The 26,074-nt window shown below is 70.9% G+C and carries 21 protein-coding genes; 14 read left to right on the top strand and 7 right to left on the bottom strand.

Annotated features, from left to right (window positions below; translation table 11 throughout):
• Nucleotides 1-145: 145 nt before the first annotated feature.
• The 5 genes from FMP39_RS01375 to FMP39_RS01355 are packed head-to-tail and all read left to right on the top strand — an operon-like array spanning nucleotide 146 to nucleotide 7,286.
• Nucleotides 146-2,338: a polysaccharide biosynthesis tyrosine autokinase gene (locus tag FMP39_RS01375; RefSeq protein ID WP_141588227.1), complete on the top strand. Its 2,193-nt coding sequence runs from the start codon at nucleotides 146-148 to the stop codon at nucleotides 2,336-2,338.
• Nucleotides 2,335-3,585, top strand: a complete 1,251-nt coding sequence (locus FMP39_RS01370) for a glycosyltransferase (protein WP_141588226.1) — start codon at nucleotides 2,335-2,337, stop codon at nucleotides 3,583-3,585. The genes FMP39_RS01375 and FMP39_RS01370 overlap by 4 nt, the downstream gene beginning before the upstream one ends.
• Nucleotides 3,582-4,718 (top strand): glycosyltransferase family 4 protein, encoded by a 1,137-nt coding sequence (locus tag FMP39_RS01365; protein ID WP_141588225.1) that lies wholly within the window; start codon nucleotides 3,582-3,584, stop codon nucleotides 4,716-4,718. The genes FMP39_RS01370 and FMP39_RS01365 overlap by 4 nt, the downstream gene beginning before the upstream one ends.
• A complete protein-coding gene (locus tag FMP39_RS01360; protein WP_141588224.1) occupies nucleotides 4,715-6,175 on the top strand; it encodes a hypothetical protein in 1,461 nt (486 codons plus the stop codon). The genes FMP39_RS01365 and FMP39_RS01360 overlap by 4 nt, the downstream gene beginning before the upstream one ends.
• The gene (locus FMP39_RS01355; RefSeq protein ID WP_141588223.1) at nucleotides 6,144-7,286 is read left to right on the top strand and encodes a glycosyltransferase family 4 protein; all 1,143 of its coding nucleotides are present in this window, start codon (nucleotides 6,144-6,146) and stop codon (nucleotides 7,284-7,286) included. Before FMP39_RS01360 ends, FMP39_RS01355 begins: the two co-directional genes overlap by 32 nt.
• A 13-nt stretch (nucleotides 7,287-7,299) precedes the next feature.
• Here FMP39_RS01355 and FMP39_RS01350 read toward each other — a convergent pair whose 3' ends face one another.
• From FMP39_RS01350 to FMP39_RS01330, 5 genes are all read right to left on the bottom strand, one after another.
• Nucleotides 7,300-8,451: a glycosyltransferase family 4 protein gene (locus FMP39_RS01350; protein WP_141588222.1), complete on the bottom strand. Its 1,152-nt coding sequence runs from the start codon at nucleotides 8,449-8,451 to the stop codon at nucleotides 7,300-7,302.
• Entirely contained in the window at nucleotides 8,448-9,707 is a 1,260-nt protein-coding gene (locus FMP39_RS01345; protein ID WP_141588221.1) for a glycosyltransferase family 4 protein, read from the bottom strand. Before FMP39_RS01345 ends, FMP39_RS01350 begins: the two co-directional genes overlap by 4 nt.
• A gap of 163 nt (nucleotides 9,708-9,870) precedes the next feature.
• A complete protein-coding gene (locus FMP39_RS01340; RefSeq protein WP_141588220.1) occupies nucleotides 9,871-11,049 on the bottom strand; it encodes a glycosyltransferase in 1,179 nt (392 codons plus the stop codon).
• A complete protein-coding gene (locus tag FMP39_RS01335; protein WP_141588219.1) occupies nucleotides 11,046-12,194 on the bottom strand; it encodes a glycosyltransferase family 4 protein in 1,149 nt (382 codons plus the stop codon). The genes FMP39_RS01340 and FMP39_RS01335 overlap by 4 nt, the downstream gene beginning before the upstream one ends.
• A gap of 9 nt (nucleotides 12,195-12,203) precedes the next feature.
• Complete coding sequence (locus FMP39_RS01330; RefSeq protein WP_090485111.1) at nucleotides 12,204-12,872, bottom strand: bifunctional 2-polyprenyl-6-hydroxyphenol methylase/3-demethylubiquinol 3-O-methyltransferase UbiG; 669 nt, start codon at nucleotides 12,870-12,872, stop codon at nucleotides 12,204-12,206.
• 194 nt (nucleotides 12,873-13,066) lie between these two features.
• On the opposite strand from FMP39_RS01330, the gene FMP39_RS01325 reads away from it, so the two are divergent.
• Genes FMP39_RS01325 through FMP39_RS01315 form a run of 3 tightly spaced genes read left to right on the top strand, consistent with a single transcriptional unit; the run spans nucleotide 13,067 to nucleotide 16,474 of the window.
• On the top strand, nucleotides 13,067-14,587 hold the full coding sequence (locus tag FMP39_RS01325) for an oligosaccharide flippase family protein (protein ID WP_141588218.1): 1,521 nt from the start codon (nucleotides 13,067-13,069) through the stop codon (nucleotides 14,585-14,587).
• Nucleotides 14,588-14,607: 20 nt separating this feature from the next.
• Nucleotides 14,608-15,558 carry a glycosyltransferase family 2 protein gene (locus FMP39_RS01320; RefSeq protein WP_141588217.1) on the top strand — a complete coding sequence of 317 codons (951 nt, stop codon included), beginning with the start codon at nucleotides 14,608-14,610 and terminating at the stop codon, nucleotides 15,556-15,558.
• Between the two features lies 1 nt (nucleotide 15,559).
• A complete protein-coding gene (locus tag FMP39_RS01315) occupies nucleotides 15,560-16,474 on the top strand; it encodes a glycosyltransferase family A protein (RefSeq protein WP_141588216.1) in 915 nt (304 codons plus the stop codon).
• Nucleotides 16,475-16,485: 11 nt separating this feature from the next.
• Here FMP39_RS01315 and FMP39_RS01310 read toward each other — a convergent pair whose 3' ends face one another.
• Nucleotides 16,486-17,031, bottom strand: coding sequence for a DUF2780 domain-containing protein (locus FMP39_RS01310; protein WP_141588215.1), 546 nt, complete (start codon nucleotides 17,029-17,031; stop codon nucleotides 16,486-16,488).
• Between the two features lie 194 nt (nucleotides 17,032-17,225).
• On the opposite strand from FMP39_RS01310, the gene FMP39_RS01305 reads away from it, so the two are divergent.
• Nucleotides 17,226-18,248, top strand: a complete 1,023-nt coding sequence (locus FMP39_RS01305) for an ROK family protein (protein ID WP_141588214.1) — start codon at nucleotides 17,226-17,228, stop codon at nucleotides 18,246-18,248.
• Nucleotides 18,249-18,408: 160 nt separating this feature from the next.
• Complete coding sequence (locus tag FMP39_RS01300) at nucleotides 18,409-20,310, top strand: LTA synthase family protein (RefSeq protein WP_141588213.1); 1,902 nt, start codon at nucleotides 18,409-18,411, stop codon at nucleotides 20,308-20,310.
• On the opposite strand, the gene FMP39_RS01295 is transcribed toward FMP39_RS01300, so the two are convergent.
• Nucleotides 20,264-21,394 (bottom strand): acyltransferase, encoded by a 1,131-nt coding sequence (locus FMP39_RS01295; RefSeq protein WP_141588212.1) that lies wholly within the window; start codon nucleotides 21,392-21,394, stop codon nucleotides 20,264-20,266. The two genes, FMP39_RS01300 and FMP39_RS01295, sit on opposite strands and share 47 nt — an antisense overlap.
• Nucleotides 21,395-21,450: 56 nt before the next feature.
• Between FMP39_RS01295 and FMP39_RS01290 the strand changes: the two genes are divergently transcribed.
• The 4 genes from FMP39_RS01290 (at nucleotide 21,451) to FMP39_RS01275 (ending at nucleotide 26,069) form a co-directional block, all read left to right on the top strand.
• Entirely contained in the window at nucleotides 21,451-22,596 is a 1,146-nt protein-coding gene (locus FMP39_RS01290; RefSeq protein ID WP_141588211.1) for a glycosyltransferase family 4 protein, read from the top strand.
• 128 nt (nucleotides 22,597-22,724) lie between these two features.
• Nucleotides 22,725-24,212 (top strand): MraY family glycosyltransferase, encoded by a 1,488-nt coding sequence (locus FMP39_RS01285; protein WP_141588210.1) that lies wholly within the window; start codon nucleotides 22,725-22,727, stop codon nucleotides 24,210-24,212.
• 44 nt (nucleotides 24,213-24,256) lie between these two features.
• Complete coding sequence (locus FMP39_RS01280) at nucleotides 24,257-25,300, top strand: nucleotidyltransferase family protein (RefSeq protein ID WP_228557549.1); 1,044 nt, start codon at nucleotides 24,257-24,259, stop codon at nucleotides 25,298-25,300.
• Between the two features lie 334 nt (nucleotides 25,301-25,634).
• Nucleotides 25,635-26,069 (top strand): YciI family protein, encoded by a 435-nt coding sequence (locus tag FMP39_RS01275; RefSeq protein ID WP_090485091.1) that lies wholly within the window; start codon nucleotides 25,635-25,637, stop codon nucleotides 26,067-26,069.
• The last annotated feature ends 5 nt before the right edge of the window (nucleotides 26,070-26,074 follow it).

Genomic DNA, 26,074 nt, shown 5'->3' with positions numbered 1-26,074 from the left:
ATGGAGGGCATCCAGGCGACTGCGGAACGATGGACAACCCCGCGGGGACACGGCACGCTCGTCGCGGTCCCCAAGCGTGTGGGTGTAGGTCGGCGGAGTGCCGCCAGGCCGTGGAGTCGCTCTGGAGACAGCAGGGAGACGTGACGTGGATGGAACCGGTTTCGACCCCGCCGGCGGCGCCGGTGGCCTGACGCCCGCGGGCCTCATGCAGTATGTGCGCGCGGTGTGGCGCCGCAAGTGGGTCGTCCTTGGCGTGGCGGTGGTGGTGGCGGCGCTCACGGCCGCCCACACGTTGCGCCAGCCCAAGGTGTACTCGGCCAGCGCCTCGCTCATCATCGACGTGATGGCGCCCCGCTTCCTGGATGGGGAAGTGAAGGAGGTGATGGGCGAGGAGCGCAGCAACTACTGGTTCAACAAGGAGTACTACGCCACCCAGAGTCAAATCATCACCTCGCGCGCGGTGGCGGGCCGGGTGGTGGACAAGCTGGGCCTGTCCACGGACGCGGACTTCCTGGGCATGGCGCACATCACCGACGAGAAGGCGCGCCTGCAGGCGATGCAGGGCGCGGACGCGGTGGCGCTGGTCCAGTCGCGCATCCGGGTGATTCCCGCGAGGGACTCGCGGGTGATGAACATCGCGGTGGATGACTTCGACGCCAGGCGCGCCGCGCTGCTGGCCAACGAGGTGGCCGCCGCGTACATGGCGGAGAACCTGGCCCTCAAGCTCCGGACGACGGAGGACGCGCGCGACTGGTTGGAGATTCGTCTGGCCGAGCTGGAGTCGCAGTCCAAGACGAGCGAGCTGGCCGTCTACGACTTCAAGAAGGACGCGGACATGCTGTCCACGTCGCTCGAGTCGAGGATGAGCATCGTCAGTGAGCGCATCAACAGCTTCAACCTGAAGCTGACCGAGGTGCGCATCCAGATTGCCGCTCAGCAGGCGCGGGTGGAGGCCATCCACCGGCTGCGCAAGGCATCTCCGGAGGATGAGACGTGGGCGGAGGCGCTGTCGGGCACCTCGGACGGACCCATCCAGGACCTGCGGCGCAGCTACACCGAGCTGCGCATGACGTGCGCGGAGTTGGGCGAGCGCTACCTGGCCGAGCACCCGAAGCTCCTGGAGTGCAACCGCAAGCTGTCGGTCGTGCGCGAGGACTTCCTCAAGAGCCTGAGCAACGTGGTGCGCAGCGCGGAGACGTCGCTGGCGGAGTCGGTGGCGCAGGAGAAGAACCTGGTGCGCCTGCTGGACGCGGAGAAGTCGGAGGCCTTCCTGGTGAACAAGAAGGCCATCGAGTTCGACCGGCTCAAGCGCGACTCGGACAACAACCAGCGCCTCTATGAGCTGGTGGCTCGGCGCCTGAAGGACATCGAGCTGTCAGGCATGCTGCGCACCAGCAACGTGCGCGTGCTGGACCCGGCGCGGCCCATCCTGGTGCCGGTGAAGCCCCACGTGCGCCGCAACCTGGCGGTGGGGCTGGTGATGGGATTGCTGGCGGGCCTGGGCGTGGTGTTGCTGCTGGAGCTCCTGGAGAACAGCGTGGCCACGCAGGCGGACGTGGAGGAGCGGCTGGGGCTGGCCTTCCTGGGCGTGATGCCGCGGCTGGACGGCAGCAAGGCGCCGCGCGAGCGGGACCTGCACGTCCACCGCGAACCCAAGTCGACAGCGGCGGAGTGCTGCCGCGCCATCCGCACCAACCTGCTGTTCATGTCGCCGGACAACCCGTTCAAGACGCTGGTGGTGACGTCCAGCGGGCCGCAGGAAGGCAAGTCCACCACCTGCATCAACCTGGGCGTGGCCATGGCCCAGAGCGGTAACCGGGTGCTGCTGCTGGACACGGACATGCGCCGGCCGCGTCTGCACCGCGCCTTCGGAGTGCCCAACGAGCTGGGCATCTCCTCGCTGGTGGTGGGTGAGGGCACGCTGGACGCGGCGGTGAAGAGCACCGAGGTGCCCGGCCTCTTCGTGCTGCCGTGCGGGCCGCTGCCGCCCAATCCGGCGGAGCTGCTGCACACCCAGGCCTTCACGGACCTGCTGAAGGCCGCCTCCGAGCGCTTCGACCGCGTCATCCTGGACAGCCCGCCCATCAACGCGGTGGCGGACGCGGCGGTGCTGGCTACGAAGTGCGACGGCGTGGTGCTGGTGCTGAAGGCGGCCAAGACGAACCGCGAGTCGGCGCGGCGTGCGCTGCGCTCGCTGGCGGACGTGCAGGCGCGCATGTACGGCGCCATCCTCAACGACGTGGACCTGTCGGCGCCGCGCTACGGTGACTCGTATCTGGGCTACCAGGGCTACGGGCAGTACGCGGAAGACTCCAAGGATGGGGTGGCGCAGTCGTGAAAGCGCCATCAGCGGGCGCGGGCTTGCGGGTGCTGCACCTGGGCAAGTTCTATCCTCCCGCGTCGGGCGGCATGGAGGCCCACGTGCAGACGCTGGCGCGCGCCCAGGCGGCGCTCGGCGCGCAGGTGGAGGTGCTGTGCGCCAACCATGCCGCGGACGGCGCGGGCACCAGCCACGAGTTCCAGGGCCGAAGCCCCACGTGTGAGACGTGGGACGGACCGGTGCGCGTGACGCGCCTGGGCCGGCTGGCCTCCGTCGCGCGCATGGACGCGATGCCGGACCTGCCGCGCATGCTGGGACGCGCGTTGTCGCGGGGCGTGGACATCGTGCACCTGCACACGCCCAACCCGACCTGGGTGCTGGCCCTGGACGTGGTGCGCCGGCTGCCTCCTGTCTTCATCACCCACCACAGTGACGTCATCCGGCAGAGGGTGGCGGGCGCGCTCTTCAAGCCCTTCGAGGCGCTGCTCTACGCGCGGGCCCGGCGGGTGCTGGCCACCAGCGAGGCCTATGTCTCGGGCTCACCGCTGCTGCGCGCCTTTCGCGGGAAGGTGCGGGCGTTGCCGCTGGGGCTCGACCTGGCGCCGTACCTCCATCCCTGCGCCGCCGCGCGGGAGGCGGAGGCCCACTGGCGGGCACAGGCCGCGGGCGCGCCGCTGTGGCTCATGGTGGGGCGGCTCGTCTATTACAAGGGCCTGTTCACCGCGCTGGAGGCCCTGCGCCGGGTGCCGGGGCGGCTGGTGGTGGTGGGGCAGGGGCCGCTGGAGGCGGAGGCTCGACGCCGGGCGCGCGTTCTGGGCGTCGCGGACCGGGTGACGTGGGCGGGCTATCTGCCTCCGGATTCGCTGGTCGGCGCGCTGCACGCGGCCACCGCGCTCTGGTTCTGTGGCAATGCCCGCAGCGAGGCGTATGGGTTGTCGCAGGTGGAGGCCATGGCCAGCGGTCTGCCCGTGCTGAACACGGCGATTCCGCACTCGGGCGTCGCGTGGGTGAGTCTGCATGAGCAGACGGGGCTGACGGTGCCGGTCGGCGACGCGGAGGCCCTGGCGGCGGCGGCGCGGCGACTCCTGGAGGAGCCCGGGTTGGCGCAGCGGCTGGGGCGCGAGGCCCGGGAGCGGGCCGTGGCGGAGTTCCGGCATGACGTCATGGCCTGGCGCAGCCTGTCCCTGTACTCGGAGGCGCTGGGCCGGCCCGCGCCGGTGATGGCGCCCGACGTGGCGCTGCTGCGCTTGACGGGGAGCGTATGAGCCATCCCCTGCGCGTGCTGCACATCTCCAGCGGCAACCTCTACGGTGGCATCGAGACGCTGCTGCACACGATGGCGCGCGAGCGGAACCTTCGCCCGTCGCTGTCACATGCCTTCGCGCTCTGCTTCGAGGGCCGGCTGGCTCGGGAGCTGCGCGACGCGGGCGTGGAGGTGCATGTGCTGGGGCCCGCGAAGACAGGCCGTCCCTGGTCCGTGTGGCGCGCGCGGAGCGTCCTGCGCGAGCTGCTGCGCGGCGGGCGCTACGACGTCGTCATCTGCCACGCCATCTGGCCTCAGGCCCTGTTCGGGCCCGTGGTGCGCACCGCTGGCGTTCCCCTGGCCTTCTTCCAGCATGACGCACTGACGGGCCAGCATTGGCTGGAGCGGTGGGCGCGTGTCACGCCGCCCGACCTGGTGCTGACCAACAGCCGCTTCGCCGCGGGCACGCTGGTGTCCGTCTATCCCCAGGTGCCTTGGCGTGTGACGCACTGTCCGCTGCCCATGCCACCGCCGGCGCTGGGGGCGTCCGAGCGCGCGCGCGTGCGCACGGAGCTGGGGGCCTCCGAAGGGGACGCCGTCATCTTCCACGCCAGCCGGATGCAGGAGGGGAAGGGCCAGCGCTTGTTGCTGGAGGCGCTGGGCCGGCTGCGAGCGGTGCCGGGCTGGTGCGTCTGGTTCGCTGGCGGCGCTCAGCGTCCCGACGAGGAAGCCTATCTGGAGGGGCTGCGGGCGCAGGCGAAGCACCTGGGGATTGAGGGGCGGTTGCGACTCCTGGGGCAGCGCTCGGACGTGCCGCGACTGCTGCGCGCCGCGGACATCCACTGTCAGCCCAACTCGAGGCCGGAGGCGTTCGGTCTGGTCTTCGTGGAGGCGCTCCAGGCGGGCCTGCCCGTGGTGACCACGCCGATGGGGGGCGCGCTGGAAATCGTGGATGCCTCCTGCGGGGTGTTCGTCCGCCCGGAGCCGGAGTCACTGGCCCTGGCCCTGGGACGGCTCATCGAGGACCCCCAGGCGCGTGTCCGGCTGGGCGCGGCGGGGCCCGCGCGTGCCGCGGCGCTGAGCGATGCGGGAGGCTTCCTTCGTGGCATGGAGGAGGCGCTGCGCGCGCTGTCCGAGCAGGCGGTGCCGGTGTGAGGGCGCCCCAGCTTCAGGGCCCCGGCGTGCTGAAGCGCCGGTACGTGCGCCGCGCACCGGGGGCCGCGCTGGAGGCGGTTCCGGAGGGTGGCTCGCCCACCGCTCCCGTCGCTCGAGGTGCGCGCATGGGCGGCGGCCTGCTGGCGTCGAGTCGATTGGTGCCGCTCTTCGTCGGTCTGCTCATCTGCTGCCAGCTCGCGCTGCTGGTGGAAGCCATCGCGCCGCTCCGCGTGGCCGTGCGCGTGCTGGCCTTCGGCGTCAGCCTGGTGCTGCTGGCGCTGGTGCGGGGACGGAGTCTGAAGCACCCGGCGCTTCCCTTCATCCTGGCCGCGCTGGGCATCACCGCGCTCCAGCTCTTCAATCCTGGCACCGGTGCCCCGCTGGCGGCGCTGGCGCAGTTGGGCATCCAGCTCGCCATCGCCGCGCCACTGCTGTGGGTGACCCGGCTGGCCATCGACCCGAAGACGTTCCGTCGCACGCTCGCGCTGCTCTTCTTCTTCAACGCGGCCAGCGCGGGCGTGGGCGTGCTGCAGGTCTACTTCCCCGGACGCTTCCAGCCCGCGCTGTCAGCCGCGGTGCAGGGCCAGGGCGAAGGTTATGTGAGCAGCCTCAAGTTCGAGACCTCGGACGGCGTGCGCGTGTTCCGTCCCATGGGCCTGACGGACATTCCGGGCGGCGCGTCCACTGGCGGCTTCTACGCGGTGCTGCTGGGCGGCGGCTTCCTGCTGTCATCCCGTCGCGGGCTGACGCGCGTGTTGAGCGTGGGCGGCATCCTGGTGGGGCTCTTCGGCATCTACCTGTCGCAGGTGCGCGCCACCGCCGTCATGCTGGTGGTGTGTCTGGTGGCCCTGGCGGCGGTGCTCCTGGTGAGTGGCCGCGTGGGACGGTTCCTGGCCCTGCTGGCGGTGGTGGGCACCGCGGGCGTGGCCACCTTCGGTTGGGCCGTGGCGGTGGGCGGCGACGCGGTGATGAATCGCTGGGCCTCGCTCTTCGCGGCCAGCCCCGACGAGGTGTACCACCGCAACCGCGGCTACTTCCTGACGGGGACCTTCGCGGACGTGCTGCCTGAGTATCCGCTGGGCGCGGGACTGGGCCGCTACGGCATGACGAATGCCTACTTCGGCGACAACAGCGACCGCGAGCGCCCGCCGTTGTGGGCGGAAATCCAGTGGACCGCCTGGGTCTACGACGGCGGCATCCTGGGCGTGCTGTTCTACCCGCTGGGCGTGCTGATGTCGCTGCTGTGGGCCTTCCGGGTCGCTCGCAGACGGGACGGTCCGCAGGACGAGTTCTGGCTGTGGGGCAGCGTCCTCTTCGCGTACAACCTGGGCGCCTTCGCGCTCACCTTCAGCTATCCGTTCTTCATGAGCCAGACGGGCATGGAGTTCTGGTTGCTCAACGCGGCGCTCTTCGGCGCCCTGGCCCATGCGAAGACCGTACACCCTCATCGCCGGTGACTTCGTGGACACCGGAGGCATGGACCGGGCCAACCTGGCGCTGGCGCTCTGGCTGGCGAAGCAGGGGCACCCCGTCCGGTTGGTGGCACACCGCGTGGCGGAGGTCCTCCTTCGCCATCCCAAGGTGCGCTTCGTGCGAGTGCCCAAGCCCGGCAATGCGTATCTGCTCGGCGAACCGCTGCTGAGCACGGTGGGCCGGGTCTGGGCGCTGCGTACTCGCGCCGAGGGAGGCCGCGTGGTGGCCAATGGTGGCAACTGTCCGGTGGCGTCCGCCAACTGGGTCCACTACGTCCACGGCGCCTATGCCTCCGAGCCCAGCGGCGGCGTGCTGCGCCAGCTCAAGGGCCACGTGAGCCACCGGTACTACGTACGTTCGGAGCGGCAGGCCCTGCGGCGCGCGCGCGTCATCATCGCCAACTCGGAGCGCACGCGGGATGACGTGGTGGCTGCCACGGGCGTTCCTGCGTCCCGGGTGCGCGTCATCTATCTCGGTGGGGATGCGGAGCGCTTTCGCCCGGTAACAGCCGAGGCGCGCCGTGAGGTCCGCGCGTCCCTGGGGTGGCCGGAGTCCCGGCCCGTGGCGCTCTTCGTGGGCGCGTTGGGCGACCGCCGCAAGGGCTTCGACACCCTCTTCCAGGCGTGGCTGCGGCTGTGCGCACGTGCGGATTGGGGCGTGGACCTCAAGGTCGTGGGCTCGGGCGCGCAGCGGGATGCGTGGGAGCGCGAAGCCGCGGACAGAGGACTGGGGGAGCGCATCCAGTTCCTCGGCTTCCGTGATGACGTGGCGCGCTTGCTGTCGGCGGCGGACGTGCTGGTGTCGCCCACGCGGTATGACGCGTATGGGCTGAACGTCCACGAGGCGCTGTGTGCCGGGCTGCCTGCGTTGGTGAGCCGCTCGGCGGGCGTGGCGGAGCGCTACCCGGCGGCGCTGTCGGGCCTGCTGCTGGACGCGCCGGAGGACGTGGACGCGTTGGTGCGGCGCCTGGAGGATTGGCGCGAGCACGCCGCGGCCTGGGCGCCTCATGTGGCCGCGCTGTCGGAGACGCTCCGGGCGCAGACATGGGACACCATGGCCGAGGCCATCGTGGACACGGTGGAGCGCGAGGGCTGAGGCGCCTGCTTCGTCAGCCGCGCCGCTCCAGGACCTCGGTGAAGAAGTCCAGGTGTGCCTTCGCCACCACCGGCCACGAGAAGCGGGTGACGGCGCGCTCTCGGCCCCGTGTGGCCAGTTCTTCTCTGCGCTGGGGACTCTCCAACAGGTTGGCGATCGCCTGCGTCCAGGCGGACACAGACGCCTCCGGCAGCACGATGCCCGCGTCGTCCATGGTGCGCGGGACTTCGCCCGAGTCACTGCCGAGCACGGGCACGCCACACGCGAAGCCCTCCGCCAACATGCGGCCGAACTGCTCCCGCCATTGGCGCGTCGTCTGACTGGGGGCGCACAGCATGTCCATGGCGTTGAGCGCGCGTGGCACGCCTGAGTGGGGCACGCCGGTGAGGACTCGCACCGAGTGGGGGTGCCGGGCCGCCCAGTCACGCAACGCACCTTCCATCGGGCCCCCGCCCACGAAGAGCGCGCGCCACGGGGTGTCGAGCGCGTCGAGCGCGGCCATCAGCAGGGGCACGCCCTTCTCCGGGACGAAGCGACCGAGAAACCCCACCACGGGTGGGCCGGATGTCTCCCACCCGAGCTCGCGCCGCAAGGACTCGCCCGCGGCGCGATTGGGTTGGAACAGGTCCGCGTCCACGCCCATGGGAATGGCGCGCGCGGGACGCTCCGCATAGCCGGGACGGGTGAGGAGGTTGTCCCTCACGGTTTCACCCCAGGCCACCCAGCCGGAAGCGCGCTGGACGACGAAGCGCTCCGCCTGGGCGAAGGGCGGCGGGTAACGCTTGGACAGGTTCTGCGCGGTGCTGAAGACGAGCGGGATGCGACGCGGCGTGAGCAATGCCAGCTCCAGGCCGGCCAGCACATAGGGCTCTTCCCACACATGCACCAGGTCCGCGCCGCGCGCGAGGTGGGCACGCACCTCCGGACCGTAGAGGAAGGTGTGGAGCGAGCGGCTGAAGAAGGCGCGCACGCCTTCCGTCCTGGCGGGCTCGTCCGCTTCGAGCTGCAGGGCGAGCGGGCTCAGGTCGCCGTGGAAGAAGCGGGGTGCCACCGTGGTGACATCCCATGCACCCGCGCCCACGCGCACCATCTCGTTGGCGAGGCGCCGGTTGAGGCCGACGACGTAGGAGTGGGAGAGGGTGATGAGCCGGCGTGACTGCTTCAAGGGATGGGGGCTCCACGGCTTTCAAATGAGGGACTGCTCCGCACGAGCGTGCGGTAGAGGGTGAGCACCTCGCTCGCGTAGCGTTCGCGCGAGAAGCTCGCCGCCGCGGTGAGTCGCGCGGCCGTGCCCAGCCGGGCTCGCAGGGCTGCATCCTCCAACAGCGTTCGCATCGCCTGGACCAACGCGTGCACATTGCCCGGAGGTATCAGCAGCGCGTTCGTGCCATTCGTGAGTGCCTCCGCCGCGCCGCTCGCGCTGGAGACGATGGCGGGCCGCCCGCAGGCGAGCGCCTCCGCGATGGTGAGGCCGAAGGGCTCCCGGCGGGTGCTGGCGTGAACGAAGACGTCCAGGGCCCGGTACACGGAGGCTGGATGGGACTGGAAGGGCACCAGGCCCACGCGCTCCGCCAGGCCGCGTGAGGCGGTGAGGCGGCGCAGTTCATCCTCGGAGAACTGCGAGCCGGGCGTCTGATACAGCGGCGCGCCCACCAGGTAGAAACGCACGGGCAGGGCGGGGTACAGGCGCGTCAGCGTCGCCGCGGCTTCGAGGAAGACGTCCTGGCCTTTCCATCGGGCATAGGTGGCCACCAGTCCCACGCGGAGCGTGCCCTCGGGGGCTTCGGGGAGGCCGGCCAGCCGGTCCAGTTGCGCGCCGTCCGCGGGGCCGGGGGAGAAGTGCGTGGTGTCCACGCCGTTGTAGACGACGTGCACGGGCACTCGGAACAGCACCTCGCGCGTGTCGTCGCCCACCGCCCGCGAGTTGGCGATGGCCGCCGATGCGAGGGGCGACAGCAGCCTCAGCGCGCGGCGGACCAGGGGCCGTTCGCCCAGGAAATCGTGGATGTGCCACACCCGCTTCAAGGGCAGTCCCGCGGTGGCGGCGCTGAGCAGGTGCGTCTTGATGCCGTTGGAATGCACCAGGTCGGGGCTGATGTCGGCGACGTCCCGGCGGAGCGCGCGTCCATGGTCCACCAGCAGTCCGGGTGTGGGCGCCAGCCGACGGGCGAAGCGCAGCGCTTCCAGCGGGCCGTGGCCTCTCAATGCGGAGTCGCCCAGCGTGGACAGGTGCTCTGGCAACGGCAGCAGCCGCGCATCCACGCCCAACGCGCGCGCTTCGTCGAGCAGCGGCCCCGCGGTTCCGGCCAGCAGGTGGAGCGACAGCGTTGAGTCCTGCTGCTTCAGGCACGCCATCAAATCGAGGAGCGCGCGCTCGGCTCCACCAAGGATGCCCACGGGATTGAGGAAGAGGAGGCGCACGGCGGGTGGACCGAAGCAAACACCTCTCCTCGGGTCAAGGCACGTTGCTGGGGCTTGAGGCCCTGGCAACGCCGCCGCGCACTGTGTTCGCGCGATGACCCTGCGCATGTCCGTATCGCCAAGGGCGAGCGGAATGCTCCGGGTGGGGTGAAACCTGTCGAACTCACGCCGTGGAGGCACCGAGCAGCCGCAGGTAGGCGTCCAGCACCGTACGCGCATGCGCGGCCCAGGTGAAGCGCGAGGCGCGGGTCAGCCGAGCCTCGCGCGAGGGCTGGGCGTCATGGCCGGCGAGCAGCGCGGCCACGGACTCCACCCACGCCGGCACGTCCCCCACGGGGCAGTAGGTGCAGGCTGCTGCTCCGACCTCCCGAAGCACGGGCAGGTCGCTGGCCACCACGGGGGCACCACTGGCCAGCGCCTCGATGACGGGGAGTCCAAAGCCCTCCGCCTCGCTCGTCACCAGCACGGCCGTCGCGTGCCGGTAGAGGCCCGCCAGCGTGGCCCGTTCCTGCCGAGGAGGCTGAAGCAACGCATCGCCAATGCCCAGCGCCTCCACCTGCGCGCGCTGTGTGCCGTTCAGTGCGCCGCCCTGCTGCACCAACCGAAGCTCCGGGTAGCGCGCGCGAAGCGCGGCGAACACGGCGAAGAGCACGTCCAGGCGTTTGCGAGGAATCGCGCTGCCGACGTGGAGCAGGTAGGGCCGGCCCCCCAGCGGTGCGAGCACGGCTTCGCTGGCATCGGGCGTTCCGGGCGTGGGTTCCGGGCGGTATTCGGGGGACACGCCATACGGCGCCCAGACGAGCCGCGACTCCGGCACCACGCCATGCGCGAGCAGCTCCATGCGCACCGCCTGGGTGCTGTGGAACACGATGGCCGCGCGCTCCAGTCCCGCGAGCTGGGCACGGGCCATGGCGCGGAACCACGCTGGACGCGGCTCGCGCCGAGGCTCCAGCACGGAGCGGAACGCATCCAGGTCATGGCAATAGACACCGGTGCGCGACGCGGGCAGCGCGTGGACGAGCTGCGCGTAGGTGTGGTCCACCACGTGGAAGGCGTCGTGCCGCCTCCGGGCGAGCAGCGCGCGGCCCGGGTAGAGGCCGAAGCGGGTGAGGAGCCGGTCCGCGTTGAATGCCGCGTTGCGCGCGCCTGCTCGGGGAATCCGTCGCAGCACCGCGGGCATGGCTGGCCGCACGGCCGTCGCGTGGACCTCGGAGGGATGCGCGGCAAGCCCCGCCAGGAGGGCCTCGCCCACCAGGTCCATGCTGGGCCAGCCCTCCTCGCGCGGGTCCATCAGCAGCGCCAGCCGGGCCGCGGTCTGGGGTGTCGCGTGGCGGGGCGTCATGTCGGGCCGACGCGCAGCAGCGCATCCACCGTGCGCTCCAGCGCGAAGTGCTCGCGGTAGATTCGGGCCGCGTGCTGGCCCAGCTCCCGCCGCGTGTCCGCGCTCGACAGCAAGGCCTCGGCGCGCTCCACCAGCGCGGCGGGCGCCGTGCCTTCGGCCAATGCGGCGGCGCCGTGTTCGCGCCACACCGGTTCCGTGAGGTGTCCGGTGTTCGTGACGACAGGAAGCCCCAGGGCCAGGCCCGCCATGACCGTGGTGCGTCTGGTGCTCACGCCGTCCGGATAGGGCTGCAGGAGCACGTCACACGTCGTCAGATGCACAGCGATGTCGTCCAGCGCGAGCGAGTCCCTGGCCACGAGCCGGCCTCGCAGCTCGGGGTGGCGCGTCTCCACGCCTTCGACGAAGGCGCGGCTGCCTCTGCCCAGCATCAACGCCCGGCGCGTTCCCTCACCGCGCAGCAACGGCACCAGCGCGGCCTCCAGGGGCTCAGCGGTGAGACGTCCGAAGGTGCCGAAGTGTCCCAGCCAGGGCCCCTCACCCAATTCCGCGCGGAGCGCGTCCACCGCGTCACGGGAGACATCGACGGGCAGATTGCTGGGAACCGGCAGCCAGGCCGCATGGGGCCGGACGCGCGCGGGCAGGTGCTCCGCCCACTGGGGAATGGAGACGAACACGCGGTTGGCGGCGCTCGCCACCAGACGCACCATCAGCCGCGTGGTGCCCGCCAGGATGTGGTGGCGCCAGGGGCCGCGCGGGCTCCACGGATGCACCGCCTCGTGGATGTAGACCCAGCGCGCATCGTGCCGCCGCGCGGCGAACCACGCGCAGAAGGGGACGTTCATCGCCCTCAACCCCAGGGCATGGGGGACGTACTGGAGCAGCAGGCGCCGGGGCCCCGGGCACGCATCCAGAGCGCGTGACAGGCCCGGCAGTCCCCTGGGCGTCAGGAGGTCGGGGGCACGGTGCACGGTGACGCCGTCCTCGTCGCGTACACCGCCTTCACCGGGAGCCCAGACGTGGACCTCCTGCCCGGCACGGGCGAGCGCGCGGCTCAGTTGCCGGGTGTAGTCACCGACGCCGCCGGGCCGCGGCGGGTACTCGCCGGTGAGGACATGCCAGGCGGGAGCGGTGCGCGAAGGAGGCATGGCGCGGCGTCAGGACACTTCCATGTCGCGGATGGCGAGGAGCTGGAAGGCGTGACGGGGCCAGCGCGTGGCGAAGGGCTCGGTGAGGATGGACAGGCGGCTGCCCAGCCGGAAGGGCCGGATGCGCGGCAGGGCGTAGTCACCGCGCAGGGGCTTCCAGCCGCTCATGCCGGTGACGTGGTAGCCGCGCAGCTCGAAGTCGTAGACCTCCCAGCCGGAGCGGTGCACCTGGTGGACGTTGTTGTCCCACTCGTCCTGGGGGAGGAAGCCATTGGGCGTGAAGATGATGACGCGCTTGCGCGCCAGCGACTCCATCATCTCCAGCAGCCGGAACCCGTCTGGCTTGTCGAAGTGCTCGATGACGTCCAGCGCGACGACGGCGTCGAAGCTCTTTGGACCGAAGCGCTGGCCCGCTTCCATCAGGTCCATGCAGTGGTACTCGCGGTGGATGCCCGCGGCCCGGCTGCGCTCGATGCTGGTGGGGTGTCCATCCACGCCCACCGTGTGTGGGAGCAGGTTCGAGAAGCTGTGGAGTGGCGAGCGCGAGCCACAGCCGATGTCCAGCACACTGTCACAGATGCCGACCAGCGCCTCCTTCAGCGTGCGGTGGAGCACCTCGTGCTCACCCACGAGGACTTCGCGCTTCAGGAACTGGAAGATGTTTCCACCGGGACGCATGTGGGCGGACCGTAGCCCCGGCGCTTCGGGAAGGGCAACCCTGGCGCGGTGTCCAGGCAGGCGAGCGGGGCATCCCGCCGTGCGGGGAACGCACGTTGCTTGTAGGCCCTGCGCGCTGTCGCTAGCATTTCCGTTCCCGCGCGTTCCCGCGCGCTGGCCCTCCCCAGGACACCCGGAGCGGGCCGCTCGGCACCATGAACGCGACCCCAGCGCCCGAAGCCACCGCCGTCGAAGTCAAGGCGCGTGCCCTGAAGGGCATGTTCGTCCTGGCGGCGCGGACCGTGGCGTCCCAGGGGCTGCGGGTGGTGAGCGCGCTGTTCCTGTCCCGGCTGCTCTTCCCGTCGGACTACGGCCTGTTCGGAATCGTGTCCTACGCGGCCTCCCTGGGCGTGTTCCTGGGGGACCTGGGCCTGAGCGCGGCGCTGGTCCGCCAGCCGCACGAGCCCACGCGGGATGAGACCTTCACCATCTTCTGGTGCCACCAGGCGCTCACCGCCGTCGTGGTGGCCTCCGTCTGTCTGCTGGCCCCCCAGTTGACCCGCGGCTATGCGCTGGGCGACGGCGCGGTGCCCATGGTGTGGGCGCTGGCGCTGGGCCTGTTCCTGTCCTCGCTGCGCGTGATTCCGTTGATGGCGCTGGAGCGCCAGCTCGCCTTCCCCGTCATCGCCCGCGCCGAGTTGATTGAAAACGTGGTGCAGGTCATCACCACCATCTCCCTGGCGGCGCTGGGCTTCGGGGCCTGGGCGCTGGCGCTGGGCGGACTGGTGCGCGGCGGGGTGGGGCTGGTGTGCATCTGGTGGGCGTCCCCCTGGCGTCCCCAGGGGCGCTTCCGCGTGGACGTGTTGCGGCGGCTCCTGGGCTTCGGGCTGGCGTTCCAGCTTCCGCCCCTGGTGGCGGCGATGGTGGCGGGCTGGGTGCCGCTGGTGGTGGGGCACGTGTTGGGCAAGGAGGCGGTGGGGCTGGTCAATTGGGCCTGGGCGCTGGCCTCCACGCCGATGATGCTGAGCGTGGTGCTCAACCGCGTGGCCTTCCCCGCCTACTGCCGGTTGCAGGATGACCCGGAGGGCTTCGCCGAGTACCTGCGCACGTCGCTGCGCCGGCTGTCCTCGGTGTTGCTGCTCGCCATTCCCCTGGCGGTGCTGGCCGTCCCCGTGGCGGTGCCCTTCTTCTTCGGCACGCGGTGGCTGCCCGCGGTGGTGCTGGTGCAGTGGTTCAGCATGGAGTGCATCCTCACCACCCTGGTGGGGCTGCTGGCCACGGCGCAGAACGCAGGCGGCAGGCCCTGGGAGCGGCTGGCCGTCGTCGTGGGCGTGGGTGCGGCGAAGTGGGGGCTGGGGACGTGGGCCATCCAACGCTTCGGCCTGGAGGGCATGGGCCCCGCGGGCGTGGTGGTGGGACTGGCCGAGGTGTGGGTGACGGCGTGGCTGGTGGAGCGGCTCAACCCGTCGATGCGAGGGCTGGTGCGGCAGGTGGTGGAGCCCTTCATCACCCTGGGGCTGGTGCTGCTGGGGGCGTGTCTGGCGGCGCCGCGGCTGGTGGAGGAGGGTGTGGTGGCGCAGGCGCTGGTGGGCGCGGGGCTGTTCGCCATCCTGGTGTGGGCCCGTGAACGGCTGCCGGGGACGCTGCCACTCCTGGGCGAGCTGAGGCAGATTCTCGAATTCATCCGGGCACGGAGGGCCGCGAGGCCAGCTCCGGTGAGTCCGGCGTCGACGTGAGCAGACACGCGGAGGTCCCGATGAAGAAGCCCGACCTGGTCATCTCCATCGTCAATCACAGCAATCCGGAGTTGCTGCACGACTGTCTGCGCACGCTGTACGCGACGACGCGCGAGAGCTCCTTCGAGGTCTGGATTGTCGACAACGCCACCGGCGGTCGCGGCGTGGACGCCATGCGGCGCGACTTTCCCCAGGTGCGCTGGCTCTTCAACACGGAGCGCAAGGGCTTCTCCGCCAACCACAACCAGGTGCTGCGCCAGGCCCGGGGCCGTCACTTCTGTATCTTCAATGACGACACCATCGTCCACGAGGGCGCCTTCGACGCGCTGGTGCGCTTCATGGATGACAACCCGCGCGTGGGCATGGCGGGCGCGCGGCTGTTGAACGCGGACGGCACCATCCAGAACTGCACCTTCCGGCCCATGTCGCTGGCCGGGCAGCTCTTCGACATCGTCTTCCTGCCGCGTCCCCTCCACTTCCTCAAGGCGATGGCCATCGACCCGGCGCAGTACGGCCACGACGAGGCCCGCGTGAGCTGGGTGCTGGGTGCCTGCATCGTGGTGCGCGAGGAGGCGCTCGCGGAGGTGGGCCTGCTCGACGAGCAGATGTCCCCGCTGGGCAACACCGAGGACACCGACTGGTGCGTGCGGGCCTGGAAGGCGGGCTGGGAGGTGGCCTTCTGCCCGGAGGCGGTGATTACGCACCTGACCAGCCGCTCATTCCGTCCGTCCGACACCGGGGCGGACAAGGTGCGCATCGAGCTGTGGCGCACGCGGCTGGCGTACTTCCGCAAGCACCACGGCCGGCTGCACGAGACGGCCATGCGGGCCATCCTGGTGGGGACGTTGCCGTACAACTCGGCGGTGTTGACTCAGACGCTGCTGCGCGGGCGCATGAGCCTGCCGGAGTACCGCAAGCAACTGGCCACCTTCCTGGGCATCTCCCAGATGGGCCTGCGCGCCCGCGTGTGACATGCCGTTCTTCTCCGTCATCATCCCCACGTACAACCGGGCGCGGCTGCTGGAGGCGGCGCTCGCGTCCGTGTTCGCGCAGGAGGAGCGTGACTTCGAGGTGCTCGTCGTGGATGACGGCTCCACCGACGACACGCTGGAGACGCTGGCCCGCCATGGCGAACGGGTGCGCGTGCTCAGCCAGCGCAACGCGGGTCCTGGCGCCGCGCGCAACCTGGGCATCCAGGCGGCCCGGGGCACCTACGTGGCCTTCCTGGACAGTGACGACGTGTGGTTCCCCTGGACGCTGGCCACGTATCGGCAGGTGCTCGAGGCGGAAGGGACGTCGCTGGTGTTGGGCACGGCGGCGCTGTTCTCCCGGGCCGAAACCCTGGCGACCATGCGCCGCGAGCCGCTCCAGGTGCTGCGCTTCGCGGACTATCTGGCCAGCGCGGAGGACCGGACGCCGCGCACCGCGTGCGTGCTGGCGGTGCGCACGGAGGCGCTGCGGCGCGTGGGGGGCTTCACCCCGCTGCGCATCAGTGGCGAGGACTACGACTTGCTGTACCGGCTGGGCACGGACCCGGGCTTCGCCTGGGTGCGCGCGCCCGTGGTGGTGGGCTACCGGCAGCACGTGGGCTCCACGTCCACGTCACTGGAGTCCGGCTACCGGGGCACGCGGTATCTCCTGGAGCAGGAGCGCCTGGGGCGCTACCCGGGAGGCACGGCCCGCAGGCGTGAGCGACTGGAGATGCTGCTCTACAGCCTGCGCCACGTGACGCACTGGTTGTTGTCCCAGCGCCGCGTGGACCTGGCGCTGGACCTGTACCGGCGCGGCCTGCCGCTCCATCTGGAGGCGCCGCGCTGGCGCTACGTGCTGGGCTTCCCGCCGTGGGCGCTGGCCACCACCTTGCGCCAGCGCGTGACGGGCCGCTGACGGCGCGGGCTTCAGCGTCCGCCGCCCATCAACCCGCCCAGCAGCCCCCCAAGCCCGCCACCGCCGGGCGTGTTGCCACCACCGCCCGCGCCGGCCAGCAGCGGCACCACGGAGAGGATGCGGCCCACGAGCGCGGGGTCCAGGCGCGACTTGAGGAAGTTCAGCAGCAGGGGCGCCACCAGGGACGCCTTGCTCGCGTCGATGTTGAAGCGGCCCAGCAGGGACACCACGGCTGCCACATCACCAGCCTGCCCCGCGGCGCCACCCAGCGCGCTCAGCATTCCGCCCGCGCCGCCCTCCTGGCCGGACATGAGGCCGCCCAGCGCGCCCATCAGCCCGCCCCCTGCATCCGGCGCCGTCTGGGGCGCGGACGTGGTGCTGGGGGCCTGCTGCCAGCTCTCCATCTCTGGAATGGCCTGGCCCATCTGGTTCGCGGCGTCGGGGCCCAGCTTCTCCTGCACCGTGCCCTGCACCAGCTTCAGCAGCGAGCCCGCCAGCCCCTGGGCCTGCGTTCCATTCACTCCGAGCTGCTGAGAGAGCTGTCCGATGAGGTCCATCCCTTGCTCCTTTCCTGTCGCGCGTCCGTGTGGAGCGCCTTTCTAGCGGGCCCCGCGAGGCGCCGTGGACGCGTTGGTGGGGAATCGTTGCTCACGGACAGGCCGGGCGGCATGCGGGCCGGCCGCTCCCTTGCCTTCCCGCCGCCTTCACCCGGTCCGTGGCGGACTGCGCATCTTCGTTGGGGAGGCGTGTCATGCGCGAGGCGAACGCGGTGGGCTCGCGAGGGAAGGCGGCGGAGCGCGACACCCTGGAGTGCTGGGGCGGCGTCGACCTGGGCGGGACGAAAATCGAGGCCGTGGTGGTGGACCGCGCCGGCACCGTCCTGGGGAAGATGCGCCAGCCCACGCCCGCAGACGGCGAGCCCGGCGACGTGGTGCGCGCCATCCACGACGCCTTGGAGGGCGCGGCGCACGCGGCGGGCCTGACGTCCCGTCAGCTCCTGGGCGTGGGCGTGGGCGCGCCCGGCGCGGTCAACGCCAATGAGGGCACGCTGGGACATGTCAGCAACGTGGGCCAGGGCTGGAGCACGCCCTACCCGGTGGCGGGGGACCTGGGCGCGCGGGTGGGCCGGCCCGTGGTGCTGGGCAACGACGTCCAGGTGGCGGTGGCGGCGGAGTACCGGCTGGGCGCGGGCCGCGCATATCGCTCCCTGCTGGGCGTCTGGTGGGGAACGGGCGTGGGCGGTGGGCTGGTGCTGGACGGCGTGCCCTGGCGAGGCCGGGGCGCGGCGGGCGAGGTGGGCCACATGGTGGTGAAGCCGGGCGGGGCCCGGTGTGGTTGTGGCCGGCGCGGCTGCCTGGAGGCCTACGCGGGCCGCGCGTCCATGGAGCGCCGTGCGCACAAGGCCGTGCGCCAGGGCGAGACGACGATTCTCTTCGACTTGATGCGGAAGAAGGGGCGCACCCGGTTGACCAGCAGCATCTGGGCCCGGGCGCTGGCGCAGGAGGACGCACTGGCCACGTGGCTCATCGGCCGCGCGGTGCGGATGCTGGGCGCGGGGCTCGCCTCCGCCATCAACCTGCTGGACGTGGAGGCAGTCGTCCTGGGCGGAGGCCTGGGCACGCGGCTGGGACCTGAATTCGCCGGCCGCATCCACGAGGCCATGCGCCCGCACATCTTCGTCCCCGAGCGCCAGCCGCCCGTGCGCGTCGCGGAACTGGGAGAACTTTCCGGTGCCATTGGCGCCGCGCTGCTGGCCCAGCCACCCATGAAGTGAGCCTGGGGACACAGGGCATGGGGCGCTCCGCCGGACGCCCGCCCGCACGCAGTGTGGCAGGTGACAGAACCCCGACCCCAGGCGCATGGAACGCCCGGGGGCCTGTCAGGTAGTCTCCGCGCCCTCCCGCTCCCTGGTCGGCTCCTGGAGGCACTTGTCGTTGGCACGTCGCGCACGGATTCCCAAGACCTTGTTCTTCCAGCGGCCCCCCTCCAACCTGTGGCCGTTGGTGGGCGTCATCCTGGCCTCGGCGGTGCTCGTCGGGGCCATGGAGCTGACCATTGCCGTCTTCTCGTCCGCGGGCCTGGAGGGCATCACCCAGCGCAACGTCTACTCCATGCTCCTCAGCGTGGGAGTCATCTCCGCGGTGACGAGCCTGCTGTGGGCGGTGACGAACCGGGTGGGAATCTCCGGAGCCCTGGTGGCGGCGGCGATGCTCTTCACTGTCACCCTGCACATCCGGAAGGTGCAGCTCATCGACCGGCCGCTGATGCCCTGGGACTTCCTGGAGTGGCGGCAGGTGACGTCGCTGGCGCCTACGCTGCTGCCCGGCGGCGGCGCGGTGGCGGCCATCGGCTCGTGTCTGCTGCTGGTGGCCATGCTCGCCGTCATGTGGCGCGCGGTGGCGCGCGGCACGCCCCGGTACCCGTTGCCCAAGGCCGGACGCCGCAACCTGGCGCTGGCGGCGGTGGCGTACCTGCTGGTCATCATCTTCCAGCAGCACCTGCCCGTGCGGCGCGTCTTCAACCGCTTCGGCATCTACGACCAGGTGTGGGACCAGCGCTCCAACTTCCAGATGAACGGGCTCACGCTGATGATGCTCTGGAACTGGGAGGGGCTGCGGCTGGAGCCGGGCAGTGAGTACTCCCAGGCGCAGGTGCACGCGGCCCTGGGTGTCCCTCCGGGCGTGGTGCCCGCCGCGCCCCAGGAGCCCGTGGACGTCGTCGTCTTCATGGCCGAATCGCTCTGGGACCCGACGCGGCTGGGCATCCCCTTCAGCGAGGACCCGCTGCCCTTCGTGCGGTCGCTCATGGAGAGCCACAGCTCGGGCAACCTCATCAGCCCGGCCTTCGGTGGCGGCACGGCCAACGCGGAGTTCGAGCTCCTGACGGGCATGTCCTCGTCGTTCGCCCCGGACGGCGCGTTTCCCTACCAGCACTACGTGATGCGGCCCGTGGACGCGCTGCCGTCGCTGTTCCGTCGCGCGGGCTACCAGACGGTGGCCATCCACCCGTTCCACGCGTTCTACTGGAGCCGCGACGTGGTGTACCCGTTGCTGGGCTTCGATACGTTCCAGTCGCTCACGGACTTCACTTCCCCCCGGCTCGAAGGGCCCTGGGTGTCGGACGAGGAGGTCGTCGACCACATCCTCCATGAGCTCTCCGACGAGCGTCAGCCGCGGTTCATCATGGCCGTGACGATGTCCACCCACGGCCCCTACAACCTGCCGCTCACCGGCGAGGAGCGGATCGAGGTGCAGGGCGAGAAGCTCTCGCCGGACAACCGGCTGCTCTTGAAGAACTACGTGCACAAGCTGCGGCAGATGGACTCGGCCGTAGAGCGGCTGGTGCGCAGGCTGGAGGCGCGCAAACGCAAGACGCTGCTGGTGCTCTTCGGGGACCACCTGCCGATGCTGGGCTCGGACTACGCGACCTATCGCGAGGCCGGCTACTTCCAGGAGCCATGGACGGACGCGCAGCGCGAGCGCATGGCGGAGGTCCCCGTCGTCCTCTGGACGAACTTCCCCGTGCCCCGGCAGGACATCCACCTGAGCATCAGCATGCTCACGCCGCGCATCCTGGAGACTGCGGGGCTGCGGCCTCCGGGCTTCTTCGCCTTCGTCTCCGAATTGTCCAAGGTGCTGCCCGTGGTCCGGGGAGACCTGCTGCGCAACGCCTCCGGCGAATACCTGCCCGCGGGCGACAAGCTCCCCAAGGCCGAGGAGCCGGGCTCGTGGGAGGACTGGATGCGGCGCTACCGCCTGCTCACGTATGACCGGCTGGCGGGCGACAACTTCAGTGCGGCCCAGCCGGCCGGGACGGCGTCTTCGGAACCGCTGTGACGGAGGCCGCCGGACGCCGCACCCACGCGGGGAGCCTGTCCTTGCGCCGCAAGGCGGGCTGCTCCACCCACCGCCACGACAGGGCCGCCAGCAGCAGCACACAGGGGAAGGCCACCGCCGCGTTCACCCACCACGCCGTGGGGCCGCCCAGCAGGGTGGAGACGGCCTGCTGCACGGGGAAGGCGTAGAGGTAGACGCCGTAGGACAGGTCGCCCCGGCGCCCGAAGTCCGCCAGCGCCCCCATGGGCCGGAAGGCGAGGTACAGCACGACGTATCCGCCCAGCAGGCCGGTGGCGATGCGGCAGCCGTATCCGAGCCGGGCCGTGATGAGCCACCCCACCACGCACGCCGCCGCCACCCAGGGGCTCATGCGCACGTGTTCGCGCCACTGGTACAGCGCCACGCCGCCGCCGAAGTACAGGTACAGCTCCGGCCAGAAGCCCAGCCGTCCGGTGGCGAAGGTGGCCACCGCCGCGCCGACGAGGCCGAAGATGACCATGCCCTTGCGCAAGAGGCCCGTCAGGCCCAGGCCCAGCGTCAGCAGGTAGAAGCCGACCTCGTATTTCAGCGTCCACAGCGAGCCGTTGACGGCGTGGGGGTAGGCGTTCGCCTCGAAGACGCCCGGCAGGTGCCACTGGGGCCAGTTCAGGGCGAAGTTGCCCAGCAGGTACAGGGCCGTGTCCGGGGCCGTGAAGTAGTCGCCCAGGGACAGCCGGGTGAAGGCCGGCCCCAGCACCCCCACCGTCAGCAGCAGCATGGCCCCCAGCCCGGGGAAGATGCGCAGCACCCGGGCCCAGACGAAGCGCGCCGCGTCGGGCGTCCGCTCCCAGCTCCGGGTGATGAGCACGCCGCTGATGATGAGGAACACCGCGACGCCCAGCCGTCCCAGGGAGAACTGTCCCCGGGTGAAGGACTCCAGCGGCTCCACCGTCCCCTTGCCCTCGCCCAGGGGGAAGGCATGGCTGAGCAATACGCACGTCGCCGCGGCGAAGCGCAGGAAGTCCAGGTTGTTGCGGCGCGAGTCGAGGCTCGCCTGCAACGTGGGAGCGGAATGCAGGGACATGGGGGCGGGAAACGGTGGCATTCTGGCCCACGCCGCACACCCCTGGAAAGCAGGCAGGAGAGGGTCGCTCCGTTCCCATGCGCGTCTTGCTTGGCATCCACCATCCGTTGAACGCGAACATGGGGGCGCCGGGGGTGACGCTCGCGCTGGGGCAGGCGCTGGCGGCGCGGGGCTGCCAGGTGGACTACTTCAGCTACGACGACGCCTATCCCGGCCTGCGGCACCACACGACGATGCACGAGCTGCGGTTCCCCTGGATGCTCACCGCGCACCTGCTGCGGGCCGCGAGCCGGTACGACGTGCTGGACATCACCACCGGGGATGCGTGGCCCTGGATGCGCTTGGGCCGTCCGGGGGCGCGGGCCCGCCATGCGCTGGTGACGCGCAGCCACGGCCTGGAGCACACCTTCTCCGAACGGCTGCGCGCCGACGCGCGTGCGGGGCACCTGTCGCTGAGCTGGAAGTACCCGCTGTACCATGGCGGCTATCGCCTCTGGGAGGTGCGCCAGACCCTGCTGCGCGCGGACCATGCGGTGCTGCTCAACACGCAGGATGCCGCCTACGCGACGGAGCGGCTGGGCGTGCCCGCGCGTCAGTTGAGTGTCATTCCCCATGGGCTGGACGTGGCCTTCCAGGGGCTGCCTTCGCCCACGCCTTCCGCGCCCGGTGCGCCGCTGCGGGTGGCGTGTGTGGGGAGCTGGCTGGCGCTCAAGGGGCGCGCGGAGATGGTGGCCGCCGCCACCCACCTGCATGCCGAAGGCGTGTCCTTCACGCTGACGTTGTATGGAACGGGCAACCCGGAGGCGGAGGTGCTGGCGGCGTTTCCCGCCGGGGCGCGCGAGCACGTGCGCGTGGTGCCTCGTTATCCACGCGCCGAGCTGCCACGCCTGCTGCGGGACGAAGAGGTGCTGTTCTTCCCCAGCCATTCGGAGGGCTTCGGGATGGCGCTGGTGGAGTCGATGGCCAGCGGGCTCACGCCGGTGTCGACGCCGGTGGGCGTGGCGCCCCAGGTCGTGCGTGACGGCGAGACGGGGTGGTTGGTGCCGATGGGAGACGTCGCCGCGCAGGTGGCGGCGCTGCGTTCGCTGGCGGAGGATCGCGCTCGCCTGCTCCGGTTGCGTGAAGCCGCGCAGGCAGCGGTTCGGGACATGACGTGGCGGGACATCGCCGAGCGCACGTCAATCCTTTACGAGTCGCTTCTCCGCTCGCCGCGGACCGTCTAGAAAGGGCGCTTGCCTGGTCGGACTGCGGGCGGACGCAAGCGCCCATTGCTTCACAAACCTATCGTACTCCCGCGTGCATTGACGCGTGGAGCCGCCGACCGCCACGATGCGCGGACGGTGCACGCCCCATGATTACGCTCCTGGTCGCCTTCTTCGTCTCGCTGCTGGTGGCACTGGCGCTGACGCGGCTGGTGCGCGACCGGGCCCTGGCGTGGGGATGGCTGGACCAGGCGAATTCCAGCCGGAAGGTCCATGTCCGGCCGATTCCCCGGCTGGGCGGGGTGGGCATTGTCGGTGGATTCTTCGCGCCATTGTGCGCGTTGTTCCTGGTGGACTCTGGCGTGGGGGCCCACTTCCGCTCCCACACGGAGCTGGTGGCGGGCCTGTTCCTGGGCGGCGCGGCGATTGTGGCGTTGGGCCTCTACGACGACCTGCGGGGCGCGGGCGCCCGTCTGAAGTTCGCTGTCCAGTTCACGGTGGCGTTCGGCTTGTATGCCATGGGGTTCCGCATCGACGTCATCGCCAACCCGTTCGGCCCGGAGTTGGTGTTGGGCGCGTTGAGTCTGCCTTTCACCGTGTTGTGGGTGGTGGGTGTGGTCAACGCGCTCAACCTCATTGACGGCCTGGATGGGCTCGCGGGCGGCGTGGCCTTCTTCGGCGTCGGCACCAACTTCATCCTCGCACTGTCGCGAGGCGACGTGCTGCTGTCATTGCTGATGGCGGCGCTGGCGGGCGCCATCCTTGGGTTCCTGGTGTTCAACTTCAACCCGGCCTCCATCTTCATGGGGGACACCGGGAGCATGTTCCTGGGCTTCGTGCTGGCCGCGGTGTCCATCAAGACGAGCACCAAGAGCGGCACGGCGGTGGCCATGCTGGTGCCGGTGATGGCGCTGGGGCTGCCCATCATGGACACGCTGCTGGCCATTGTGCGGCGCTCGCTGCTGGGGCGGCCGATGTTCAGCGCCGACCGGGAGCACATCCATCACCGGCTGATGAGCCACCTGGTGCTCAGCCACCGCGCCACCGTGCTGGTGCTGTATGGCCTGTGTGGCCTCTTCATGCTGGTGGCGCTGGCGCTGAGCTTCGCCAGCAGCGCGCAGAGCGCCATGCTGCTGTGTGGCATGGGCGTGCTCATCGTGTTGCTGATGCGGCGGCTGGGCTACCTGGACCTGGGCCGCGCCAGGGACATGCACCAAGTACGTCAGCGCAACCTCTGGCTGCGGACCATGGTGAAGGACGTCACCCGCGCGGTGCGCGCGTCGCCTTCGCTGGAGGCGGTGTGGAACGCGGTGCGCCCGCTGGCGGATGCCCTGGGCCTGTCACGCCAGGAGCTGCACTTCCAGCGCGTCCGTCCCACGGGGCTCGCGGACAACGTCGTCTTCGAAGCCCAGCGGCCCGCGGGCTCGGGGATGCCATTCGAGGTTCGCATCACCCTGGAGGCCGACGGCGAGGTGCTGGGCGCGATGCTGCTGGTGTGGAGGGATGGCCGGGCCGCCATCAACCGCGATGAGGAGCTGGCGCTGGAGCAGGTGGCGGACGCGGTGGCGGAGAGCGCCGGGCGGCTCCGGCCCCGGGCCGACGCCGAGCCCGGACGCCTGGTCGCGATGAGGAAGTGATGCCAGACGGGCGAGCGCCGTCTCGCGCCAGTCCGGGTGGTTCGATGTCCCCAGGGGCAAGCGCGCTCCATGCGCTGCTGCGGGCGTGGCCGGACGCCCCGGTGCGCGCAGCTCCGGAGGGCGCGGAGGCGGACGGACTGGTCCACACGGCGGTGGGGCACGGGCTGGTGGGCTTCGTGGCGCACGCGGTGGAACGGGCGGGCTGGGCGCTGCCCGAGTCCGCGCGTGCATCCCTGCGCCGGGAAGCGTTGGGGAACGCGGCGCGGGCGCTGCGCGTGAAGACGCTGCTGCTGCGAAGCCTGGACGCACTGGCGACGGTGGGGCAGGTGCCGGTGCTGCTCAAGGGATACGGGCTGGCGCTGCGGCTGTATCCGGACCCGTTGCAGAGAGCCACCACGGACGTGGACCTGCTGGTGGCGCGCGCGGATGTGGGCGCTGCGGTCCAGGCGCTGGCCCGGGTGGGGCTCTCGGTGCGGCGGGACGACGGCGCCCGGCACGGGGAAGAGGACGCTCACCACTTGGAGCTGGCGGGGCCGGCGGGGCTGGTGGAGCTGCACTACCGCGCGCTCGCGGGATGGGGCGAGGCCCTGGAGGGCGACGCGCTGCTGGAGCGGGCGGAGACGGGCGCGGTGGATGGCCGGGCGGTGCGGTGGCTGCGGCCCGAGGACGAAGCCGTCTACCTGGCGTTGCACGCGAGCAACCACGCGTTGCAGCGGTTGGCGTGGCTCTTCGACTTGAAGCTGCTGGCGCTGGCGGACACGCGGCTGGACTGGCGGATGGTGGTGGAGCGGGCACGCGGCACGGCTTTCCCACAGGCGGCCTGGTATGCGTGGGACGTGGCGCGGCGGCTCCTGGCGGCGCCGGTGCCGGATGAGGCGCTGGCGGCGCTGGCTCCGCCTCGCTGGCAGCAAGTCCTCGCACGGCGTTTTTTCTCTGACGCGCGGCTGCTGGGGGCGTCGCTGCTGGATGGCCGGACCGGGTGGATGGCGGCGAAGCTGCTGCTGGCGCCACGGATGGGCTCCGTGGCGCGGTATGGCGTCCGGCGAGCCCGGAACGCCGTGCGAGCGAGGCTGCGCCGTCCAGGCTGAGCTGGGGGCGCATGTCTCCGCCGCAGCCAGTCAGCACGCCCATCGCCAGCTCGCCAGTCAGCGTCTTCATGCCAACCTGCCTCATGTAGGAGCGGCCACATCTCCCGCCGTGCGATTCGGTCCGTGGGCCACGGTCATTTCGGCGGATGCCGCCGCGGGCGGACAGAACGCGTTCAGAGGGTTTCTGGGCTCCGTTTCGTAGAGGCTTGAATCTGCTTGGGTTTTTCAGGGCCCGGCCGCCGTGTCGATTTTCTGGGGGCCGTGTCGATCCGCGTTCGGCTGATTCGTCGCCATTTCAGAACGGGGCGGTGCCCCCAACCGAAAGGACGATGCGATGAAGGTCATGGTGCTTGTGAAGGCGACGAAGAACTCCGAGGCCGGTGTGATGCCCAGCGAGAAGCTGTTCGCGGACATGGGCAAGTTCAACGAGGAACTGATGAAGGCCGGGGTGCTGCTCGACGGAGACGGCCTCAAGCCAAGCAGTGCAGGCAAGCGCATCCGGTTCTCGAACGGCACCAAGCGGGTCATCGACGGCCCCTTCGCCGAGACGAAGGAGCTCGTGGCTGGCTATTGGGTCTGGCAGGTGAAGTCGATGGAGGAGGCGATGGAGTGGGCGCGCCGTTGCCCGGACCCGATGCCCGGAGAGGAGTCGGACCTGGAGATCCGCCCCTTCTACGAGTTGGACGATTTGGGCGCCGAGTTCACGCCGGAGCTGCGCGCCCAAGAGGAGAAGCTGCGCGCCGAGCTGGACCAGCGTCGCGGCGCCTGATGCGA

Origin of the sequence: Myxococcus sp. AB056 (genome assembly GCF_006547365.1) — a bacterium.
Taxonomy (GTDB): Bacteria; Myxococcota; Myxococcia; order Myxococcales; family Myxococcaceae; genus Myxococcus; species Myxococcus virescens.
This window is presented reverse-complemented; position numbering and strand designations above follow the sequence as displayed.

What these genes read in the sequence shown, in the direction of transcription:
- FMP39_RS01305 (WP_141588214.1), top strand. Translation starts at nt 17,226, where the DNA reads ATGCGCGAGGCGAACGCGGTGGGCTCGCGAGGGAAGGCGGCGGAGCGC.
- FMP39_RS01315 (WP_141588216.1), top strand. Translation starts at nt 15,560, where the DNA reads ATGCCGTTCTTCTCCGTCATCATCCCCACGTACAACCGGGCGCGGCTG.
- FMP39_RS01290 (WP_141588211.1), top strand. Translation starts at nt 21,451, where the DNA reads ATGCGCGTCTTGCTTGGCATCCACCATCCGTTGAACGCGAACATGGGG.
- FMP39_RS01280 (WP_228557549.1), top strand. Translation starts at nt 24,257, where the DNA reads ATGTCCCCAGGGGCAAGCGCGCTCCATGCGCTGCTGCGGGCGTGGCCG.
- FMP39_RS01365 (WP_141588225.1), top strand. Translation starts at nt 3,582, where the DNA reads ATGAGCCATCCCCTGCGCGTGCTGCACATCTCCAGCGGCAACCTCTAC.
- FMP39_RS01325 (WP_141588218.1), top strand. Translation starts at nt 13,067, where the DNA reads ATGAACGCGACCCCAGCGCCCGAAGCCACCGCCGTCGAAGTCAAGGCG.
- FMP39_RS01335 (WP_141588219.1), bottom strand. Translation starts at nt 12,194, where the DNA reads ATGCCTCCTTCGCGCACCGCTCCCGCCTGGCATGTCCTCACCGGCGAG.
- FMP39_RS01310 (WP_141588215.1), bottom strand. Translation starts at nt 17,031, where the DNA reads ATGGACCTCATCGGACAGCTCTCTCAGCAGCTCGGAGTGAATGGAACG.
- FMP39_RS01330 (WP_090485111.1), bottom strand. Translation starts at nt 12,872, where the DNA reads ATGCGTCCCGGTGGAAACATCTTCCAGTTCCTGAAGCGCGAAGTCCTC.
- FMP39_RS01285 (WP_141588210.1), top strand. Translation starts at nt 22,725, where the DNA reads ATGATTACGCTCCTGGTCGCCTTCTTCGTCTCGCTGCTGGTGGCACTG.
- FMP39_RS01340 (WP_141588220.1), bottom strand. Translation starts at nt 11,049, where the DNA reads ATGACGCCCCGCCACGCGACACCCCAGACCGCGGCCCGGCTGGCGCTG.
- FMP39_RS01320 (WP_141588217.1), top strand. Translation starts at nt 14,608, where the DNA reads ATGAAGAAGCCCGACCTGGTCATCTCCATCGTCAATCACAGCAATCCG.
- FMP39_RS01275 (WP_090485091.1), top strand. Translation starts at nt 25,635, where the DNA reads ATGAAGGTCATGGTGCTTGTGAAGGCGACGAAGAACTCCGAGGCCGGT.
- FMP39_RS01355 (WP_141588223.1), top strand. Translation starts at nt 6,144, where the DNA reads ATGCGAAGACCGTACACCCTCATCGCCGGTGACTTCGTGGACACCGGA.
- FMP39_RS01295 (WP_141588212.1), bottom strand. Translation starts at nt 21,394, where the DNA reads ATGCCACCGTTTCCCGCCCCCATGTCCCTGCATTCCGCTCCCACGTTG.